This window comes from Latilactobacillus sp. VITA-14 (assembly GCF_046580785.1).
Classification (GTDB): Bacteria; Bacillota; Bacilli; order Lactobacillales; family Lactobacillaceae; genus Latilactobacillus; species Latilactobacillus curvatus.
This window is the reverse complement of the sequence record NZ_JBJKTM010000003.1, coordinates 36,629-57,020: the sequence shown is the minus strand read 5'-3', so window position 1 is coordinate 57,020 and position 20,392 is coordinate 36,629. Positions and strand designations below refer to the sequence as shown.

Annotated in this window: 22 protein-coding genes; 13 read left to right on the top strand and 9 right to left on the bottom strand. The window is 41.1% G+C overall.

Translation table 11 applies throughout. The features are described 5' to 3' along the window. Positions 1-44 precede the first annotated feature (44 nt). The 7 genes from ACF1X7_RS02220 (at position 45) to rfbB (ending at position 5,874) form a co-directional block, all read left to right on the top strand. A complete protein-coding gene (locus ACF1X7_RS02220; RefSeq protein ID WP_237023245.1) occupies positions 45-488 on the top strand; it encodes a MarR family winged helix-turn-helix transcriptional regulator in 444 nt (147 codons plus the stop codon). 125 nt (positions 489-613) lie between these two features. Continuing rightward, positions 614-1,471, top strand: coding sequence for a 4-(cytidine 5'-diphospho)-2-C-methyl-D-erythritol kinase (gene ispE / locus ACF1X7_RS02215; RefSeq protein ID WP_039098098.1), 858 nt, complete (start codon positions 614-616; stop codon positions 1,469-1,471). Positions 1,472-1,662: 191 nt separating this feature from the next. Then, positions 1,663-2,499, top strand: coding sequence for a pur operon repressor (purR, locus tag ACF1X7_RS02210; protein WP_004270382.1), 837 nt, complete (start codon positions 1,663-1,665; stop codon positions 2,497-2,499). 140 nt (positions 2,500-2,639) lie between these two features. Next, positions 2,640-3,635 carry a dihydroxyacetone kinase subunit DhaK gene (gene dhaK, locus ACF1X7_RS02205; RefSeq protein WP_411162390.1) on the top strand — a complete coding sequence of 332 codons (996 nt, stop codon included), beginning with the start codon at positions 2,640-2,642 and terminating at the stop codon, positions 3,633-3,635. Positions 3,636-3,647: 12 nt separating this feature from the next. Next, positions 3,648-4,232 (top strand): dihydroxyacetone kinase subunit DhaL, encoded by a 585-nt coding sequence (gene dhaL / locus ACF1X7_RS02200; RefSeq protein WP_039098096.1) that lies wholly within the window; start codon positions 3,648-3,650, stop codon positions 4,230-4,232. After that, complete coding sequence (dhaM, locus tag ACF1X7_RS02195) at positions 4,229-4,600, top strand: dihydroxyacetone kinase phosphoryl donor subunit DhaM (RefSeq protein WP_039099616.1); 372 nt, start codon at positions 4,229-4,231, stop codon at positions 4,598-4,600. Before dhaL ends, dhaM begins: the two co-directional genes overlap by 4 nt. Before the next feature lie 245 nt (positions 4,601-4,845). Further along, positions 4,846-5,874: a dTDP-glucose 4,6-dehydratase gene (rfbB, locus tag ACF1X7_RS02190; protein WP_411162389.1), complete on the top strand. Its 1,029-nt coding sequence runs from the start codon at positions 4,846-4,848 to the stop codon at positions 5,872-5,874. A 35-nt stretch (positions 5,875-5,909) separates the two neighbouring features. Here rfbB and dhaS read toward each other — a convergent pair whose 3' ends face one another. Both dhaS and ACF1X7_RS02180 read right to left on the bottom strand, forming a co-directional pair. After that, the gene (gene dhaS / locus ACF1X7_RS02185; RefSeq protein WP_004270365.1) at positions 5,910-6,485 is read right to left on the bottom strand and encodes a dihydroxyacetone kinase transcriptional activator DhaS; all 576 of its coding nucleotides are present in this window, start codon (positions 6,483-6,485) and stop codon (positions 5,910-5,912) included. A 48-nt stretch (positions 6,486-6,533) separates the two neighbouring features. Beyond that, the gene (locus tag ACF1X7_RS02180; protein ID WP_004270357.1) at positions 6,534-7,166 is read right to left on the bottom strand and encodes a L,D-transpeptidase; all 633 of its coding nucleotides are present in this window, start codon (positions 7,164-7,166) and stop codon (positions 6,534-6,536) included. A gap of 133 nt (positions 7,167-7,299) precedes the next feature. Here ACF1X7_RS02180 and glmU point away from each other — a divergent pair, with 133 nt between their 5' ends. Continuing rightward, a complete protein-coding gene (glmU, locus tag ACF1X7_RS02175) occupies positions 7,300-8,688 on the top strand; it encodes a bifunctional UDP-N-acetylglucosamine diphosphorylase/glucosamine-1-phosphate N-acetyltransferase GlmU (RefSeq protein ID WP_064777459.1) in 1,389 nt (462 codons plus the stop codon). A 194-nt stretch (positions 8,689-8,882) separates the two neighbouring features. On the opposite strand, the gene ACF1X7_RS02170 is transcribed toward glmU, so the two are convergent. After that, a complete protein-coding gene (locus ACF1X7_RS02170) occupies positions 8,883-9,221 on the bottom strand; it encodes a hypothetical protein (protein WP_039099613.1) in 339 nt (112 codons plus the stop codon). A gap of 274 nt (positions 9,222-9,495) precedes the next feature. Between ACF1X7_RS02170 and ACF1X7_RS02165 the strand changes: the two genes are divergently transcribed. Further along, positions 9,496-10,467, top strand: a complete 972-nt coding sequence (locus ACF1X7_RS02165) for a ribose-phosphate diphosphokinase (protein WP_004270350.1) — start codon at positions 9,496-9,498, stop codon at positions 10,465-10,467. A gap of 97 nt (positions 10,468-10,564) precedes the next feature. Here the strand turns inward: ACF1X7_RS02165 and mscL are convergent, their stop codons facing one another. Then, positions 10,565-10,957 (bottom strand): large conductance mechanosensitive channel protein MscL, encoded by a 393-nt coding sequence (mscL, locus tag ACF1X7_RS02160; RefSeq protein ID WP_004270361.1) that lies wholly within the window; start codon positions 10,955-10,957, stop codon positions 10,565-10,567. A gap of 183 nt (positions 10,958-11,140) precedes the next feature. On the opposite strand from mscL, the gene ACF1X7_RS02155 reads away from it, so the two are divergent. Beyond that, complete coding sequence (locus ACF1X7_RS02155; RefSeq protein ID WP_221276320.1) at positions 11,141-11,881, top strand: TerC family protein; 741 nt, start codon at positions 11,141-11,143, stop codon at positions 11,879-11,881. Positions 11,882-11,932: 51 nt separating this feature from the next. Here ACF1X7_RS02155 and ACF1X7_RS02150 read toward each other — a convergent pair whose 3' ends face one another. From ACF1X7_RS02150 to ACF1X7_RS02135, 4 genes are read right to left on the bottom strand one after another with little or no spacing between them, the layout of a single operon-like run. After that, positions 11,933-12,985: a YdcF family protein gene (locus tag ACF1X7_RS02150; RefSeq protein WP_039099610.1), complete on the bottom strand. Its 1,053-nt coding sequence runs from the start codon at positions 12,983-12,985 to the stop codon at positions 11,933-11,935. Between the two features lie 17 nt (positions 12,986-13,002). After that, entirely contained in the window at positions 13,003-13,830 is an 828-nt protein-coding gene (gene yidA / locus ACF1X7_RS02145; RefSeq protein WP_064777457.1) for a sugar-phosphatase, read from the bottom strand. A gap of 15 nt (positions 13,831-13,845) precedes the next feature. Next, on the bottom strand, positions 13,846-15,195 hold the full coding sequence (locus ACF1X7_RS02140; RefSeq protein ID WP_107504425.1) for an HD domain-containing protein: 1,350 nt from the start codon (positions 15,193-15,195) through the stop codon (positions 13,846-13,848). A gap of 25 nt (positions 15,196-15,220) precedes the next feature. Next, complete coding sequence (locus tag ACF1X7_RS02135; protein WP_271260070.1) at positions 15,221-16,051, bottom strand: biotin/lipoate A/B protein ligase family protein; 831 nt, start codon at positions 16,049-16,051, stop codon at positions 15,221-15,223. Positions 16,052-16,216: 165 nt separating this feature from the next. Here ACF1X7_RS02135 and ACF1X7_RS02130 point away from each other — a divergent pair, with 165 nt between their 5' ends. Both ACF1X7_RS02130 and rpoE read left to right on the top strand, forming a co-directional pair. Further along, a complete protein-coding gene (locus ACF1X7_RS02130) occupies positions 16,217-16,657 on the top strand; it encodes a DUF1934 domain-containing protein (RefSeq protein WP_004270642.1) in 441 nt (146 codons plus the stop codon). An 88-nt stretch (positions 16,658-16,745) separates the two neighbouring features. Next, complete coding sequence (rpoE, locus tag ACF1X7_RS02125; protein WP_064777589.1) at positions 16,746-17,309, top strand: DNA-directed RNA polymerase subunit delta; 564 nt, start codon at positions 16,746-16,748, stop codon at positions 17,307-17,309. Positions 17,310-17,392: 83 nt separating this feature from the next. Here the strand turns inward: rpoE and ACF1X7_RS02120 are convergent, their stop codons facing one another. Then, positions 17,393-18,349, bottom strand: a complete 957-nt coding sequence (locus tag ACF1X7_RS02120) for an ROK family protein (protein ID WP_411162388.1) — start codon at positions 18,347-18,349, stop codon at positions 17,393-17,395. A gap of 270 nt (positions 18,350-18,619) precedes the next feature. On the opposite strand from ACF1X7_RS02120, the gene ACF1X7_RS02115 reads away from it, so the two are divergent. After that, on the top strand, positions 18,620-20,212 hold the full coding sequence (locus tag ACF1X7_RS02115; protein WP_039099603.1) for a CTP synthase: 1,593 nt from the start codon (positions 18,620-18,622) through the stop codon (positions 20,210-20,212). Positions 20,213-20,392: the final 180 nt, after the last annotated feature.

Sequence of the window (20,392 nt, the reverse complement as noted above, 5' to 3'; positions counted from 1 at the left end):
TTTGTGGTACAGTTAAGAAAATAAATAAAAAGGTGGGAAATATTGTGAAAGATAGTCAATTGTTGGATGAATACGTTGAACTTTACATGTCGTCAATTAAATATGTCGAAGACTTGGTTTCTGAACCAACGCAAGCTTACCAATTGTCTTTTGAACAATATCTGATTATGAAAGAGATTGCTGATGATAATTCAGTGAGTCTAATTGATATTGCTAAAAAACGAGGCGTAACACGCGGTGCAATTTCTCGACAGATTCGTGTTTTACTTAAATTAGACTATATTACACAAGAAATTGATCCCGATGATCGGCGCCGGTTGATTTTAAATTTAACGCCGTCTGGTCAAAAAACAGTTGAAGAATTAAATCCGAAGATCCATAATCGGTTTGCCTCATGGATGGAGACGTTTGGCAAGAAAAATGCCAAACAGATGCTTGATTTAATGAATGAATTTAGACATAAGATTATGGTAAAAGATAATCAATAATGTCGACTGAAGAGCACTGACAGATGATTGTCAGTGCTTTTTTGGATGCATTGTTAAAAGGTTGGTTTTTACAAGCAGATATGAGTATAATGAAACAATTAAATGCTAGGTAAAAGGTGAATGTGATGCAACGAATTGAAAAAGCACCTGCTAAAATCAATCTCAGCTTAGATGCACTCTTTCTACATGACGATGGGGAACCCGAGTGGCAGATGGTGATGACGTCGATTGATTTGGCAGACTATGTTCAGATAACATTACGCGATGATCCCGCAATTGAGGTCCGCACATCAAGTGGCTTTTTGCCAGAAGATCAGCGTAACCTGGCCTACAAAGCAGCTCAATTATTACAACACACCTATCAGATTCCAACCGGTGCTTTAATTGAAATTGATAAGCATATTCCAGTTGCGGCTGGCTTAGGCGGCGGAAGTTCTGATGCAGCCGCTGTTTTACGGGGGTTAAACGAACTATGGCAACTTGGTTTAACACGCGAACACTTGGCGCGATTAGGGCTACAAATTGATTCGGATGTGCCATATTGCGTATATGGAGAAACCGCCCTTGTCACTGGCAAAGGCGATCAGATCAAACCACTCGGATCATTACCGAATTTTTGGGTCGTTGTCGTGAAACCGGAAGTCAGTGTTTCGACGCCGCGGATTATTCGTGCATTGGATTGCGACCAGATTCAACAGCATCCACAAACTGAGGCGCTGGTTGCAGCCGTTGAAGCTGGAGATTTAAATGCAATGACTCGCAATATGGGGAATGTTTTAGCACCGATTACGACTGAACGTTATCCAGTTATCAAGCAATTAAGTGAGCGGTTATTGCAGTTTGGTGCGGATGTCGCTCAGATGAGTGGTAGTGGTCCAACGGTATTTGGTATCTGTAGTCAGTATTCACGGGCTCAACGGATTTATAATAGTACGTCCGGATTTTGCGCTGAGGTATATCTGGTTAAACCATTGAAACCATAATAAAACGCCGACAATCAAATGGTTGAGGCGTTTTTAATTGGCGTGGGAATCGCTTTAATGGGATAAAAGCGAACAATTAAGCTCTTTTTTTTTTAAAAGACTAGGATTTAACCGAAGATTTCTATATAATTGATTGGTAGACAGTTTTTTTCGGAAATAACAGTAAAGTAATATATAGAGGGGTATTCAACATGAAAGTTAGAAGAAGCGATCGATTAATCGATATGACACGCTATTTATTAGAAAGACCACATACGTTGATTCCATTGACATTCTTTTCAAACCGTTACGAATCAGCTAAGTCATCAATCAGTGAAGATTTATCAATTGTGAAGCGGACCTTTTTTAATCGTGGCACAGGGATCTTAGAAACGGTTCCGGGCGCTGCTGGTGGTGTGCGCTACATGCCAATGATTAAACAAGATGAAGCAGAAGCTTTTATCGCTGAGATGGCACAACGGCTTTCAGAAAATGATCGCTTATTGCCTGGTGGTTACGTCTATTTATCAGACTTACTTGGACGTCCAGAAGTATTACGGCAAGTTGGGCGTTTAATCGCCAACCAATATGTGGGTAAAGAAGTGACGGCTGTTATGACCGTTGCAACAAAGGGAATTCCAATCGCACAGAGCGTTGCGATGTACTTAAATGTGCCATTTGTAATTGTGCGCCGTGATTCAAAAATTACTGAAGGTTCAACGGTCAGTGTGAACTATGTTTCTGGTTCATCAGCCCGTATCGAAAAGATGGAACTTTCAAAGCGCAGTTTACCTGAAAATTCCAAAGTCTTAATTGTCGATGATTTCATGAAAGGCGGCGGCACCGTCAATGGGATGAAGAGCTTGATTGAAGAGTTTGATTCTGAAATGGTTGGCATTTCTGTCTTTGCTGAATCAGATTTCGAAGGCAATCGGATGGTTGATGATTACACATCAATCTTGAAGGTTGATAAAGTTGATATTGAAAATAAGACGTTAAGTGTTAGCTACGGTAATTACTTAACAAAGAATGCAGATCGCTTAGCTTAAACGATTTGATAGCACCCGGACAGGTTAATTGTGCGGGTGCTTTTTTTATTTGAAGTGCTTTCGGACAGTTTCCAAGCTTTGTCCGTTGCATAAATGACAGCGGTAACATAGACTGAAGTTATATTTAAGAGGAGGTTACTATGAAAAAAATAATGAATGATCCAAGCCAAATTGTAACGGAGATGGTCCAAGGTTTAGTGCGGAGTTATCCAGACCAACTCAAACAAATTCCAGGAACAGAAGCAGTGATGAAAATCGCCGATTTAAAACATCGGCCACAAGTCGGGATTGTCAGTGGGGGCGGTAGTGGTCATGAACCAACGCACGCTGGTTTTGTCGGCGATGGCATGTTGACTGCCGCTGTGTGCGGACAAGTCTTTACATCACCAACACCTGATCAAATTTATGAAGCAATTAAAGCAGCTGACGCGGGCCGTGGTGTGTTCTTAGTCATTAAGAATTATTCAGGCGATGTGATGAATTTTGAAATGGCGAAGGATATGGCAGCTATGGATGATATTGATGTCCGCTCAATCGTTGTTGATGACGACATTGCTGTTGAAAATAGTACGTATACGCAAGGACGCCGTGGTGTTGCGGGGACAATCTTCGTCCACAAGATTCTGGGTGCTTATGCCCGTCAAGGTGCTGGTATCGAAGCAATTGAAGAATTAGCGCACCAAATTACACCGAATATTAAGACAATCGGGGTCGCCTTATCTGGCGCAACCGTTCCTGAGGTCGGAAAACCGGGGTTTGAATTAGCGCCTGATGAGATTGAATATGGTGTAGGGATTCACGGTGAACCAGGTTATCGCCGTGAAAAATTACAAGATTCGAAACACCTAGCAACTGAATTAGTCGGCAAGTTAAAAGAAGCCCACCACATGACGGCCGGCGAACATTTTGCGGTCATGGTAAATGGCTTAGGTGCAACACCACTGATGGAACAATATGTCTTTATGAATGATGTCTTGGACCTCTTGGCCGCTGAAAATGTTGAAGTCGACTTCACAAAAATCGGCAATTATATGACCTCTTTAGATATGGCCGGTGTGTCATTAACAATTATGAAATTAATTGAACCTGGTTGGGTTGCTAAATTAGATGAACCAGTCACAACGATTGGTTGGTAAAGGAGAGATACCATGTTAACAGTTGAAAGTACATTGAAATGGCTTGAATTGTTTGATGCAAAAATCCAAGCTGAAAAAGATTATCTAAGTGAACTTGATACACCGATTGGTGATGGTGATCACGGTAATAACATGTCGCGGGGCTTGTTAGCTGTGCATGACGCATTGACCAAGCAACAGCCAACCGATGTACAAGGTATTTTGAAAACGACTGCGATGATGCTCATCAGCAAAGTTGGTGGGGCTTCTGGTCCACTCTATGGGACAGCCTTTTTAGAAATGGCAAAACTAAGCAGTACGACACTTGAAGTCGGCCCATTGTTGGCAGCCGGTTTAGAAGGAATTCAAAAACGCGGACATGCACAAGTTGGTGAAAAGACGTTGATTGACGTTTGGGCTCCCGTTGTCAAAGCGGTTGAAGATGGTACTTTAGATGTGGCTGCAATTGAAGCTGCCGTCGAATCGACCAAAGATATGCAAGCAACCAAAGGTCGGGCATCTTATGTCGGTGAACGCTCAATCGGACATGTTGATCCAGGGGCGGCTTCTAGTGGGTATTTATTTACTACAATGTTAATGGCGGGGGTATTATCATGAGTGAATATGGTGTTGTGATTGTTTCTCACGTACCAGAAATTGCGGCCGGTGTAGCGCGTTTAATTAAAGAAGTTGCCGCTGATGTTTCAGTAACGACTGCTGGTGGCACGGACGAAGGTGGTATTGGGACTAGCGCAATGAAGATTCAAAGTGCTTTTGAAGCCAATGCCGGGCAAGAATTGTTAGCCTTCTACGACTTAGGGAGCGCTAAGATGAACCTCGAATTGGCCCAAGAACTAACGGATAAAACGGTGCATCTATACGATGTTGCTTTAATCGAAGGTTGCTATACGGCAGCGGCATTGTTGCAAGCAGGGACGGATTTAGCTGCAATTGAAGCCCAATTAGCACCGTTGAAGATTAAATAAGAAGTAAAAACTGCTTAAAATGATGTCTGTTTTGGAGACTGAGTTTAAGCAGTTTTTTATATAGAATAATATTCAAAAGAAAAGATGATTTTTAATAATGTAACTAGTAATAACTTTAAAATATTGTTGAGGACGGTAATGTGATTTTAAAATACGGTAAGCTATGTATTAAATAGATATTGCTGTTATATTTAAATAAATTAAGAATGAATACTATGATTAACATATTATTAGGAGGATTCAGGTTGAAAAATATTATTGTTACTGGTGGGGCCGGCTTTATCGGTTCTAACTTCGTGCACTATGTGGTCAATAACCACCCAGAAGTTCACGTGACGGTTTTAGATAAATTAACTTACGCTGGGAACCGTGCGAACTTGGCCGGTTTACCCGCAGACCGTGTGGAATTAGTTGTTGGCGATATCTGTGACGCTGAATTAGTCGATAAGTTAGTTCAAAAGACAGACGCAGTGGTACACTATGCTGCCGAAAGTCACAATGATAACTCTTTGAAAGATCCTTCACCTTTTATTCAAACGAACATCATCGGTTCATATACGTTGATCGAAGCTTGTCGGAAGTATAATGTGCGTTATCATCACGTTTCAACCGATGAAGTATACGGTGATTTACCATTGCGTGAAGACTTACCAGGACACGGCGAAGGCGTTGGTGAAAAATTCACGCCTGAAACGCGTTATAACCCAAGTAGCCCTTATTCATCATCAAAGGTGAGCTCAGACTTGTTAGTCCGAGCTTGGGTCCGTTCATTCGGCTTACAAGCAACCATTTCAAACTGTTCAAATAACTACGGTCCTTATCAACATATTGAAAAATTCATTCCTCGTCAAATTACCAATACTTTAAGTGGGATTCGACCAAAACTTTACGGTTCAGGACAAAACGTGCGTGACTGGATTCATACGAATGATCACTCAAGCGCCGTTTGGGCAATTTTAACCAAAGGCAAAATCGGTGAAACCTACTTAATCGGTGCCGACGGCGAACAAAATAACAAAGATGTTTTGGAATTAATCTTAGAATTAATGGGGCAACCCAAAGATGCTTACGATCAAGTTAAAGACCGTCCAGGTCATGACTTACGGTATGCCATCGATTCAACGAAATTACGGGAAGAATTAGGCTGGCAACCAGAATTCACTGATTTTAAATCAGGCTTACAACATACCATCGACTGGTATCGTGACAATGAAGACTGGTGGCAAGCAGAAAAAGCAGCTGTGGAAGCCAACTACGCTAAGAATGGTCAATAAATATGAAATTAAATTTTGATGGGATTATCTTATAATTACCGTTGTTCATATAAGTGTCCTGTCCGTAATAATAAACCGTTAATTGTATCAGTTAATGTCATTTTTAGGGCAGTGATTACTTTTGAAACTGATTGGGGATGACGACTGCGGAGCCATTCAGCGGTGTAAGCAACTAATGCGTTGGAAAGAAAACTAAGTAAAAAGGCTTGGTAGTCGGTGGATAACGTAATGTGATGGGCGCTAGCAAGATCTTGAATAATCCGATTAATCAGTTGATGGACGTGATGAATAAAATGGCGTTCGAAGGCGTTTTGCCCTTCAATCGACAAAGCATTTTGATAGAAGGCGCGGTTAGCATCGAAGTAGTTAAATAGTTGCGCCAACACCTGTGTCCAATGGATATAGCTGAGATGCTCGTCGATGTAGACACCGATTTCTTGATCGTAAATCCAATCTAATAACGCATATTTATCAGGGAAATAATCATAAAAGGTTTGGCGTCGAATGCCAGTTTTATTCATGATGGTGGTGACGCTAGTTTTATTAAAAGGTTGTTCAACCATTAATTGTTTAAAAGCCGTGGCAATCGTTTGTTGGGTTGTCTGAGTCATCAGGGCATCTCCTTTTGAACGTTATTAAGTAAAAAGTCGTCATTCAAGCTAGTGAATGACGACTTTTGTATTATATGGAATTGCGGTATAGAACCATTGGGCATCAGCTACTGATAAACGGATACAGCCGTGTGAATTAGCTTTTTTGCCTAATTGCTCTGCTTCTTCTGGAATGAAATTGCCAGCTTCATCTGTGGGCACACTGTGAAAAAGATAAATACCATGATCTAGGAAAGAGCGCCAATATTTGGCACCTTCCCCGGAATTTGCATTGAAAAATGAGTCGCCGTGTTCAGCTTCGATATAGAAGGTACCAGTTGGTGTGGGTGACTCAGGGGAACCGGTCGAAGCATGCATTGTGTACAAAAGATCATTGCCATTTTTAAGGTAGACACGTTGCTGTGCAATTGAAACGTCGACCCATAAATCAGGTTGTTCGTCTAAATTAGGATATGGTTTGTTTTCGGAAGGCGCACGCCAGTCAATTGGTGTCGGGTGAGCCGCTTTTTTTGATTTTATCGATTGTTGCCTCGCATGCGATTGTGATTTGGTAGAGGACGTGACTGCGGCTTGGTGTGTTTGATGCCGAGCTGAGGTAGACCAATACCCACCAACTAGTAAGGCAATGGCAACAATGATGCTGCCGAGCATTAATCGAATGTTGTTTGTCAGTTTTGGCATGGCCGACTTCCTTCCGCAATAAAGTACCTCCAGTATACGGGATAAAGCGCTAAACTTCAATATGGATTAGCTTGCTCTAGCCTAGTATTTAAGCTAAAATAGACCAGTAATCACGAATGACGAGGAGCTTATGATGGTTAATAAAAATGCAATTATTTTAGCAGCGGGTAAAGGTACTCGCATGAAGTCAAAATTATATAAAGTATTACATGAGGTTTGTGGTCGACCAATGGTAGATCATGTTTTAACCCAAGTTGAAAGAACGCACCCAACCAATGTGGTCACAATTGTTGGGCACGGCGCTGAAAAGGTGAAAGATTATCTCGGCGACCGGTCACAATATGCATTACAAGCTGAACAATTAGGGACTGGCCATGCGGTTTTACAAGCTGAAGCTTTACTGAAAGATGAAGATGGCATTACGATTGTGGTCAGTGGCGATACGCCACTTTTAACCGCTGAAACGTTTGAAAAATTATTTGCATACCACCATGATAAAGGCGCAAAGGCAACGATTTTAACAGCAACGGCCCCAGACCCAACAGGTTACGGCCGGATTATCCGGAATGATATCGGGATTGTCGAAAAAATCGTTGAACAAAAAGATACTAATGATAAAGAAGCGGCTGTTAATGAAATTAATACGGGCGTTTATTGCTTTGACAACAAGACCTTATTCCAAGCTTTGCACGAAGTGACGAATGAGAACGCACAAGGTGAATACTACTTAACGGATGTGGTTGAAATCTTGAAGAAAAAAGGCGAAATTGTCGCTGCTTACAGAATGCCAAACTTTGAAGAATCAATGGGTGTTAATGATCGAGTTGCTCTTGCTGCAGCAACAAAAGTGATGCGTAAACGCATCAATACAGAACACATGCGTAATGGTGTGACATTAATTGATCCAGAAAATACTTATATCGAAGTGGGCGTTCAGATTGGTAATGATACAATTGTTGAACCTAACGTCGTCTTAAAAGGGAACACAACAATTGGTTCAGATTGTTTCGTTGGTGCTGGCTCAACTATTATTGATTCAACAATTGAAGACAACATTCAAATCACAAGTTCAACGATTGAATCAGCTATCATGCACACGGGGTCAAACATTGGGCCTAACAGTCATTTACGCCCAAACGCTGAAATTGGCGAAGACGTCCATGTTGGGAACTTCTGTGAAGTGAAGAATGCTAAAATTGGCGATCGCACGAAGATTGGCCATTTAAGTTATGTTGGCGATGCCACATTAGGCACTGATATTAATGTTGGCTGTGGCGTAGTCTTTGTTAACTATGATGGCGTGGCTAAACACCACGCAAATGTTGGCAGCCATGTCTTCATCGGTAGCAACTCAAACATTGTCGCACCGGTTGAAATTGCAGATTACACCTTCATTGCAGCTGGCTCAACGATTACGGATGATGTCCCAGAAAAGGCAATGGCCATCGCCCGTGCCCGTCAAACAAACAAAGAAAACTACTGGGCAAAACTACCAGTAGCAAATGACGAAGAATGGCAATAGAGTGCTGGCTGTGGCGGTTAGTAATTGAGCATTAATACGATGTTAGATTAAGCGGAAATTACGGTGACAAGAAGCACGTTTTGGATTAAAGTGTGTTTGTGACGATTAGCTTAGTGTTGTAAAGCACATCTTAAAATAAAAATCGTCCGTAATCTTATTTTTGAGATTACGGACGATTTTTTTGATACTTGTAGTTATTTTAAAGTTGAGAAATAATCGCGTATTAAGAAGGCGATTAGAAAAGCGGGCCAAATCCAAATTGAACCACTTGAAAATAAGATTAGAAGAAGTATGATAAGACACCCAACAGCGGTGGTTGCCCAGTCCATTTTTGTAATGCGATAATTTTTAGGATTATAGTTCGGGTGACTGGGGTAGAAAAAATGATACTGATAAATCAAAACGGCAACGAATAGAATAAGACCAAGAATAAAATAGGGCATGCTGAGGTGAAATAAGCGATCGGAAGTAATAATAATTACCAGAATTAAAAGATAGAGATTATTAAAAATAATGTATTTAAGGCGGGTCATAGTAACCTCCTTTTTCAATGAGTGTACCTTGTCTTGCGCTAAATGACAATTTAATCCATAATCCAAAATAAACAAGCATTTTTGGGGATATAATGGGATACTAAACGGGAGGTTCGATGGTAATCGCTATTAACTTTTTCTTTTTCTCTCACGTTTCTAATGAACAGCGCTTACTTTACAACATTTGTGAACTTTTTAAGTTTTAATCTTGATTTCCGGGGTGAAAATGCCTAAACTTTAAATAGGTACTAACATAAATTTTTTGGAGGCTGACATGTCTGAACAATATTTCGACCCTAAGTTGAAAATCTTTGCTTTGAACTCTAATAAGCCCTTAGCTGAGAAAATCGCGGCTGAAGTTGGGGTTCCTTTAGGAAAATCTTCTGTTAAACGTTTTAGTGATGGTGAAATCCAGATTAATATTGAAGAAAGTATTCGTGGCGACGAAATTTTCATTATTCAATCAACATCTGCACCAGTTAATGATAACTTGATGGAAATCATGATTATGATTGATGCATTGCGTCGTGCATCTGCTAAAACAATCAATGTTGTGTTACCTTATTACGGTTACGCACGTCAAGATCGTAAGGCTCGCTCACGTGAACCGATTACCGCTAAATTAGTGGCTAATATGTTAACGATGGCAGGGGCTAACCGAATTTTAGCATTAGACTTACATGCCGTACAAATCCAAGGGTTCTTCGATATTCCAGTGGATCACTTGATGGGTGCTCCTTTATTGGCTGATTATTTCTTGAGCAATGACTTGGCTGAAAATGCTGTTGTTGTTTCACCCGATCACGGTGGGGTTACACGTGCTCGTAAATTAGCTGATTTCTTAAAGACACCAATCGCAATTATCGACAAACGTCGCCCAAGACCGAATGTTTCTGAAGTGATGAATATTATCGGGAATGTTAACGGTAAACGCGCAATCATCATTGATGATATGATTGATACTGCCGGCACAATTACGTTAGCTGCGCAAGCATTGAAAGATGCTGGTGCAACAGAAGTATTCGCATGTTGTACACATCCAGTATTGTCTGGCCCAGCTATTCAACGAATCGAAGATTCAGTGATTAAGCAAATGATTGTTACAGATTCAATTAACCTTCCAAAAGAAAAATTAATCGATAAAATGGTACAAGTTTCTGTCGGGCCACTTATTGGGGACGCCATCAAACGAATCCATGAAAACAAACCAGTCAGTCCATTATTTGAAAACAGATTTAAAAGATAAGCGTGCTAACTTGAACGGGTTAGCTTTGGGGAAGCACATTTCAATAAGCTAACAATTAAAAACGCCTGAACAATTTGTTCAGGCGTTTTTTGTGGCTTTATTTTTCTTTGTTAGCTAATAAATCGCGAATTTCTTTTAAATAAACTTCTTCTTTCGTTTCGACTACTTGTGCTTCTTCTTCTTCGGTCTTCTTGCCCATGTCACGGAGCTTGTTGAATCCTTTGACGATTAAGAAGACAACAAATGCGATGATTAAGAAGTTAATCACATCGTTTAGGAAGTTCCCGATTTTAAAAACGGCCTTGGTGCCTGGAATGGTAAGCGCAATACCGGATAGATCAACTTGTCCAACGAATAATGAAATGATTGGATTGATTAAGTTCTTTGTTAATGAGTCCACGATGCTTTTTAAAGCAGCCCCCAAAATAACCCCGACAGCCATATCTAGCACATTACCACGCATAATAAATTCTTTAAATTCTTTAATCATGAAAACGACCTCCATTAATATTATTAATTATTGCTACAAAAAGTATACCGTATTTCCAGAGCCTATAAAATAAAAATGCTGTGCTAGTTACATAATTAACCAATAAATTTGTTATTTTCATGAAAAATCGTTAAGATAGTCACAGGAATTAAATAACAGAAATTAGAGATAGAGGAACCTTAGATGAATTGGATTGTACAATTGTATCAACCATTCTTTGAACTGAGTAATTGGCAAACTGTCATTACGTCGTCCGAAGATTGGCTTTTAATTTTAACGTTAGTGATTATGGAATGCTTACTCTCAGTAGACAACGCTGTTGTATTAGCGGCACAGACACAAACATTACCTACAAAAATTGAGCAAGAAAAGTCATTGGTGTATGGCTTATGGGGCGCTTATGTTTTCCGCTTCATTATTATTGGTGTCGGCACCTATTTAATTCATTTGTGGGAAATTAAAGTTGCCGGTTCATTGTATTTAATTTACTTAGTCATTGCTTATTTCAGAAAGAGTGGGCATCCGAAGCAGGCTAAAACACCGGAGGCGGGTTCTAAAATCAGTAGTCCGCATCGGTTCTGGCGCACAGTTGCTTCGATTGAATTGATGGACATTGTTTTTTCAATTGATTCCGTATTAGCGTCTTTAGCGATTTCTAGTAATCCGGTGATTGTTTTAATCGGGGGAATGATTGGGATTATCTGCATGCGGGGGATTGCCCAATTCATCGCCCAATTGATGAAGAAAATTCCGGAATTAAATCCGATGGCTTACATCTTAATTCTTTTCATCGCGATTAAATTATTCTTGTCGATTCCAGCCATTGACTATGAAATTCCTAGCCTAGTGTTTGCTGGGATTGTGTTTGGCGTTATTCTACTGACGCTCATCATTCATTATGTCCGTGCAGCACGGGCTAAATAGGCATCATAAAAAAAGCCGTTGTGGACAATTTGTCCACAACGGCTTTTTACGTTACATATGATTGAGTAAAACAGTTAAGGCTGCAAATGCGACACTTGCAAATGCGACTAAAATGAATTGATGCTGTTTCATTTTGAGAATTGCAATGAATTCACGGATGATTGCATTTGGTAAGAAGTAACGCGATGTTTTAGCGCCAATGCCATCTGCTTTCAAACGGGCTTGCTTTGCAAAAAGCCCAGCGCGGAATGTGTGGTAATTATTGGTTGCAAAAATAATTTTAGGATTCGATTTAGTGGTATCAGCCATGATAATGTCTTTTGAAAATTGCATGTTTTGTAAAGTGTTGACTGATTTTTCCTCGGTGAGGGTGTCTTTAATCGGAATCCCTTGCTCAATGGCGTAACGTTGCATGGCAACTGATTCAGGCAGCTTCTCATCCGGACCTTGGCCGCCAGAAAAGACCAGTTTTGGTGCAGGGCGGCCTTTTTTGACTTGTTTATCATAAAATCGAATGGCGCGATTAATCCGACTGGCCAGTAACGGTGGGACGAATTGACCATCGATTAAACCGCTACCCAAGACGATGATGTAATCTTGTTGATAACGGGGGCGGTTGAATTGATAGATAATCAGTGAAGTTAGATATAAATAGAAGAACAATGGAATATACAAAAGAAAAACCGATACAATTGTGCTGACAAATAATTTAACATCGGCGGGAATGTGTAACAAGCGCGTGATGATTGGGATGAAAAATGAGCCAATGATGGCTAACACAATGAGGAGGGTCAGCATGTTGGATAACGTGTGACTTTCTTTTTTCCAGACAATATACGCGTTCCACAGCAACAAGACAATACCGAATAAGTAGAAGAACATGACGATTAGAACGACAACAATTGCAGCAGCAATTGCAATGTTATTCAGCGTTTCGTTATTGAGGCGAATCACAATGAGCGCAGCATCCATTAATGCGCTGAAGAGGAAAAAGTTAAACACAATGCCGTTGATTAATTGGCGTTTTTCAAATCGCTGTAAACCAATGAATAAAATCAAAAAGAAAAGGGGTGACGCGTAAACGAGATCAATTAACGTAGTCATAATAACTCCCCTTATGATTAGGCTTGGCTTTCAAAGGCGTATGTTTCAATGGCGTATGCCACGCCATCTTGGCCTTCATGGTTACTCTTAGTAACAACCTTAGCAATTTTTTTCAATTCAGGAATGGCATTATCCATGGCAACTGGGAAGCCGGCGTATTCTAGCATTGATAGATCGTTACCTTGATCACCAATGGCCATTACTTCAGATTGATCAATATTTAAGGCATTTGCTAAATCGCGCAAACCATTTCCTTTACCGGCGTTCTTGTTGAGTACTTCGAGAAAGTAGGCTTCACTTTGAACAAATTGATAACGATCGAAAAAATCAGCAGGAATCTTGGTTTTGGCTTCAGCTAAGACGGCGGGTTCGTCGATTAACATCACTTTTGAAAAGGCCTTGTTAGGTGTGATTTCATCGACATGGCGGAAACGAATAGGCATGTTGACGAGGGCACTTTCACCGACTGTGTAAGGGCTGATATCGCGATTGGCGGTGTAGATGAATTGATCGTCTTCAGCGTGTAAATGAGAACCGATTTGGCGGGAGAGGGTTTCAAGTTCAAGATATTGGTCATGCGTAAGAGTGTGACGCACTAGAATTTCACCAGTTGCCGTATTTTGAACCAAAGCACCGTTGAACGTAATCACATAGTCAGTGGCTTCAGTTAAACCCAGTTCTTTTAGAAAAGGCGTGACCCCGGTGAGTGGTCGCCCAGTACATAGCACAACTTTAACGCTATGTTTTTTAGCAGCTTTGACAACTTTGATTGTTTTAGGGCTAAGGATGTTATTTTCATTTAATAGGGTGCCGTCCATATCGACAGCGACAAGTTTGATTGACATTATAAAAACTCCTTTTTAGTGGTTAGGATTGATTGCACCGTTACGCAAGTATGCTTTGAACTGGCGGTATATTGGTGCGAAGACTTCGATATCATTTTCGTTGAGCATTTCTTTAGGGAAATAGAAGCGTTCATCGCCGCTAAAACGGCCTGAGATGGCGGCCACCAAGTCACTTAATGATGATAACTCTTCAAGTTGACCATCAGATTGTATAATTTCAATCTGAGTTTTGGGTGATTTAGCGGAGGGATCATAGGCGTCATACGGCAAATCGAAACTGTTATTAACAGCAGTGTAATACTCACTGTTATAACCAGCTTGCTCGGTTAGCGCCCGTAATTCTGGTAAAACACGTTGGGTCTGTTGGCTAAAGGCAACCGATTTGAGTGGGCGGCGGCTTAAAAAGCGGTCGGCCAAATCATTGAGCACTGAATCCGGATAGTCTAACCAGTATAGAAAATAGGTATTCAAAACGCCATCATCTAATTTTAAATAGTCTTGTAAGGTGAAGTTCTGTTCGAAAAATGGAATCAATAATTGCGGTGCGAGACTCTGATGATGGTCAGGCTGTTGATAAAGAAATTTCGCACGTTGCAAGAGCTTTTGCAAGATAACTTCCATGCCGCGTGAAACAGGATGAAAATAAACTTGTTGATACATCTGGAACCGACTGACGATGTAATCTTCAACGGCGTGCATCCCGTTTGCTAAAAAGGCAATGCCCTTATCGTAAGGCCGCATGACTCGTAAAACACGCGTCAAATCGAATTCTCCGTATTTAGTCCCAGTATTGTAAGCATCCCGTAATAAGTAATCCATACGATCGGCATCAATCTGGCTGGAAATCATCTGGACAACTTGTGGATTCGGATAAGAATGATCGATTACACTAGCGACTTTCGCAGGAAAATCATCCGCAACTTGGGTTAAGACGCGATTAATGGCTGTCTCCGGGTTGGTGATAATTTGGCGCGTAATCAATTCATGATCAGTATTGAAGATGTGTTCGAAGGTATGTGAATAAGCGCCATGGCCGATGTCGTGCAATAAAGCTGCACATAAGGCGACTAACCGTTCATCATCGTTCCAAAGTCCATCACCGGCAACTTGACTAGGGTAGTTAAGTTGGAATTGATCACAGATCTGGCGTGTGATTTCATAAACACCTAATGAGTGGGTGAAGCGGGAATGTTCAGCGCCTTGGAAAACAGAGGAAGTCGTGCCAAGCTGTTTAATCCGCCGAAGATGTTGAAATTCGGGGGTGTCAATTAAATCGAGAATCACTTGATACTCGACGCGAATGTAGTTATGCACAGGATCACGGAATACTTTTTCACGCGATAGTTTAATAGCGGTGTTAGTCACAATATAATCTCCTTTTTGAGGCCCGTTAAACTTGATAACGGTGGAGTGCTGTTTGGTTTTTAAGTAGTAGTTGTTGATAAGCTTTCGTTTGTAATTGTGGTGTGAGGTCAACTAGTTGTGGTTGTTGAACCAATCGGCTAAAAGCGGTCTGTAGGTGCGTAATGGCTGTTGCAACAGTCATTGGTTCGTTTAATAGATCAGATAGGTTGGCCATGGTGTCCGGGATGACCACTGGGAAAGTCCACCGCGTTTGGCTTTGTGCTTGGCCAGCAGTGTAAAAACTGTGCATGAGTTTGCCACGTGCCTGTTGCTTGCCTGTAATGCTGGCGTATAAGAGTACGGCAATTCCGTTTTTGGCACGGCGTTGGGCAATACCGGCAAATTTTTGACCATTGATGCTGAGATCGTATTCGCCAGGGCAATAGGAGTGAGTGACTTCGAAATGGTCAATCGTGACGGGATAGTCTGCAAAGGCAGTTGTGAACAATTGGTGCATGAGCGCGTAAGCGGCATTAATGCTTAGGTGATCCGCCATATCAGGAAGATAGAAGCTAACGTTCAAAACGCCGGCATCCGTCACAATCCCCAAACCACCAGCGTTACGCACGAAATGGGCATAGTGTGCAACCTCTAATGTGGCAACCGCTTGTGGATAAGCAGGTAACTTTGTATCCATCATGCCCAAAATAACATTGTCAGCAAGCGTCCAAAAATGAATAATAGGTTGTTGTAATTCGCGGCTCAAAGCTAAGAGGCTATTAGCATGAGCAAAAGCGAGTGGTCCAGCCGCTTTTTCAAAATGTTGGGTTAAAATAGCCCATTCTTGATTGGCAGATAAAGTCGCTAAATCATCCATGGTAATCACCTCCGAAAATTAAAAACTCTTCTTAATTATAGCGTAAATTCTAGGCGCTGTCTGCAATCGGTACGTTGGTCAAAGAGAATTGGCGGATTATTCTGGCGCTCAAATTTTGAATGGCTTATAATAGAACTACTTAATTAAAATTAAAGGAAGTTATTTATGGCAAGTCAAAGCGGAATTCCGGTCAAGGTACACCTTGAAACGCAAATTCAACAAGATGGGCAACTTGAAAAACACGTTTTCGATGAGGATGGTCAAGTTGTCAAAATGGGAGAGTCACTTTACTTACGTTATCTGGAACACGGTGGTGAACAAGCCACCGCGGTACGGTTTAAATTGGCTGCTGACGGTCAAATTCAATTAACGCGGGGCACAGAAGAAGACGAGACGCAATTGCGGTTGTACTTTAAGCAAGGTGAAGACCTCGGATCAATTTACCAAACAAAATATGGCAACATGCCAGTGCTCACAACGACAACCCATTTATTATCGATGGTGAAGGAACAACCGTTATCAGGTGAAATTACGGTTCATTACCAACTTGCCATCAATAATCAAGCCGTGGGGGATTACAAATTACGATTGATTTTTACAGCTTAAGCTAGTATGATTAAGGATAGACTGTTGAAAGGACGTGTACTGGTTGAAATTAGACGTTTTTAAAGGCCAAAATAAAGAAGAACTATCAATGATTGAAGTCGCACATGCAATTTTAGAAGAAAAAGGCGACACGATTGCATTCGCTGACTTAACGAATGAAATTCAAAACTATTTAGGCAAAAGTGATGAAGAAGTGCGTGCACGCTTATCACAATTTTATACGGATTTAAATGAAGATGGTAGTTTCATTTCTTTAGGCGAAAACGTTTGGGGCCTCCGTTCTTGGTACCCATATGAATCTGTCGATGAAGAAGTTAACCATCCAGAAGATGAAGAAGACCAACCAACTAAGAAGAAACGTCGTAAGAAGGTTAATGCATTCTTAGCAGATGTTACCGACGATGACGATGTGATTGATTACAGTGACGATGATCCAGAAGACGAAGACTTAGATGCTGATGATGATGTTGATTTAGCAGCTACAGATGACGTTGCTGGTGATGACTTAACTGAATACAAAGCTGACTTACAAAACATCGGTGACGATGACGATGATGAAGACGACGATGCCTTAGAAGACGGTATCGAAGGTCAATTATCTGAATTTAGCGATGATGATGAAGACGACGAAGACGAAGATGACGAGCTTTAATTAGACGTTTCCGATTCGTTGCCATAAAAAAAGACGCCAAAGTTAACTTTGGCGTCTTTTTTTTTGCGTTTAATATTTTTAAGCTAATCCTCGTCGGATACCCGACTTACGACACACTCTCGTTCAAGAAAATGGTAAACCGCGCCGATTAAGTTGGCGTCTTGGTTGAAGTGACAAATTTCGATGTGTGGCACAGGAATAGGGGTGGTTGCCCCTGCACGGCGTTGCCAGTAACGATTAATACTACTATTGTCATTGGCTAAAAGTGCGTCAATCGCAGCGTTTAATTTTGGTAGTAGGTCAGTTCGCTGACTAATGCCACCACCGACACCAATAATCTCGGGCGTGTAAGCAACGTTTAAAAAGAGCATGATTTCCGCAAGGGCAGCATACATCTGTGTGACTTCTTGGGTGGCAATCGGATCCCCTTGATCGGCAAGTTCGAAGACGGTTTTGCCATCGATTGTATTGGGGAGTTTAAAATTACGGAGGGAGACAGTCTTGCCAATTTGGACGGGTGAGACTTTTGAATTGTTGAGTGTTTTAATGGCATCTGCGATGAATTTTTCGAAGTTATCGATTTTATCAGCAGTGGTTTTGAGAATGGTCCCATTTTCGATAATGGATAAGCCAATCCCAGAACCAATTATTGTGAATAAGGCGCTCAGATGACCTTGACCAATCCCAACTGTCATCTCAGCGAGTGCTGCACTGTCGGCATCATTTTGGAGAGAGACGGGCAGACCAAGGCGCGTTGCAAATTCAGTTTGAAATTCACCGAGGTGCAAAAATGGCACATAACTCATGCCATGGATGATGCCAGTCTGTTCATCTGGATCACCAGGACAACTCACCGCAATCCCGGTTAAGTGAAAGTCGGTCGCAAATTGATCACGTAATTGTTCAACTTCTGAATAGAAGCGATTGCGTGTTAGCGGTGTAGGGAATTGCGCTTGTTTAATTAGTTGGTGTTTCGTCCAAATCCCATATTTGACGGCAGAACCGCCGATATCTAGAGCTAGTAACGCGTCTTGTAGCATGGTGGGCCATCCTTTCAAAGTAGGTCATGCAAATAGTGTAGCATAGGCGATTTAAAATCGGCGCAGAAATGACTAATTTTTTTGCTTGACGCTAATTGCCATTTCTTGTATTATATTCATTGGGCGCTTTGCAGTTACTTTAATTGCGAAGCCAGAATCGGTTAACAGGCTCCCTGTTCATTTTGAATAGGGAGCTTGTTTTTGTTTTTGGTTGTTTCCCAAAAGCATGAATGTTTAGCGTAATGCTGAGAAGAAAAGGAGAATATTTATATGACCAAATATGTTTTTGTAACAGGTGGCGTTGTTTCTTCACTTGGTAAAGGAATTGTTGCGGCTTCACTTGGTCGTTTGTTAAAGAATCGTGGATTAAAGGTAACGATTCAAAAATTTGATCCATACATCAACGTGGATCCCGGTACAATGAGTCCTTACCAACATGGTGAAGTTTTCGTAACAGATGATGGTACTGAAACTGATTTAGATCTTGGCCATTACGAACGTTTTATCGATAATAATTTAAATAAATATTCTAACGTGACGACAGGTAAAATTTATTCAGAAGTTTTACGTAAAGAACGTAAAGGTGAATACCTTGGCGCAACTGTTCAAGTCATTCCACACATCACAAACATGATTAAAGAAAAAATCATGCGTGCTGCTACAACGACTGATTCAGATATCGTGATTACTGAAATCGGTGGGACTGTTGGTGATATTGAATCACTACCATTCTTAGAAGCACTTCGTCAAATGAAGGCGGATGTTGGCGCAGAAAACTGCATCTACATTCATACGACATTAGTACCTTATTTGAAGGCTGCCGGTGAAATGAAGACCAAACCAACACAACACAGTGTTAAAGAATTACGGAGCATCGGGATTCAACCAAACGTCTTGGTTTGTCGGACTGAAAAACCAATTCCTGATGACATGCGGAACAAGATTGCCCAATTCTGTGACGTTGAACCAGAAGCCGTTGTTGAATCACGCGATGCTGAATCAATCTACGATATTCCATTGTTATTGAAGAACCAAGGCTTAGATGATTTTGTCTTGAACCACTTCAAGATGACAGCACCAGAAGCTGACATGACAGAATGGATCGATATGTTACACACAATCAAGAACCTTGAAGGCACGAAGAAGATTGCCTTGGTTGGTAAATATATCGAATTGCAAGATGCTTACATTTCAGTGAACGAAGCATTACGCCATGCCGGTTATGCTTATAACACCGATGTTAAAGTGACACCAATCCAATCAGAAGATATTACGAAAGAAAATGTTGCTGAAACATTAGCTGGCTTTGATGGGATTATCGTCCCTGGTGGTTTCGGTGATCGTGGTTTAGAAGGGATGATCCTTTCAATTCAATATGCGCGTGAAAATGATGTACCATATCTTGGTATTTGTTTAGGGATGCAAATGGCAAGTATCGAATTTGCCCGTAATGTTGCTGGCATCACAGATGCAACAACTGGCGAAGTGCACCCAGATGCAGAACATAAATTGATTGACATCATGTCAGATCAAAAAGATTTAGAAAACATGGGTGGGACACAACGTCTTGGTTTATACCCATGTAAATTAAAACCAGGTACAAAGACTGCTGCTGCTTATGATAACCAAAGTGTTATCCAACAACGTCACCGTCACCGTTATGAATTCAATAACGAATACCGTGAATTGTTGACAGACAAAGGCTTAGTCTTTGCCGGGACTTCACCTGACAATCGTTTAGTTGAAGTGATCGAAATTCCAGAAAACAAATTCTTCGTGGCAGCCCAATATCACCCAGAATTCCTATCACGCCCCAACAAACCAGAAGGCTTGTTCAAGGCATTTATTGGCGCAACAATGTAGAGTGCTGACTCGAACGGGTTGGCTTTGAGGATTAGCTTAATCAGGCGGATTATCGACAAGGTCGGTAATATGACTGATGTGGCTAACCGGAATATGGAGCACGTTTCATAAAAGATGCTACTAGTCAGCACGACAAAGTAGCGTCTTTTTGTATGCCGAAAAATAGTTGTGAAAATGGAG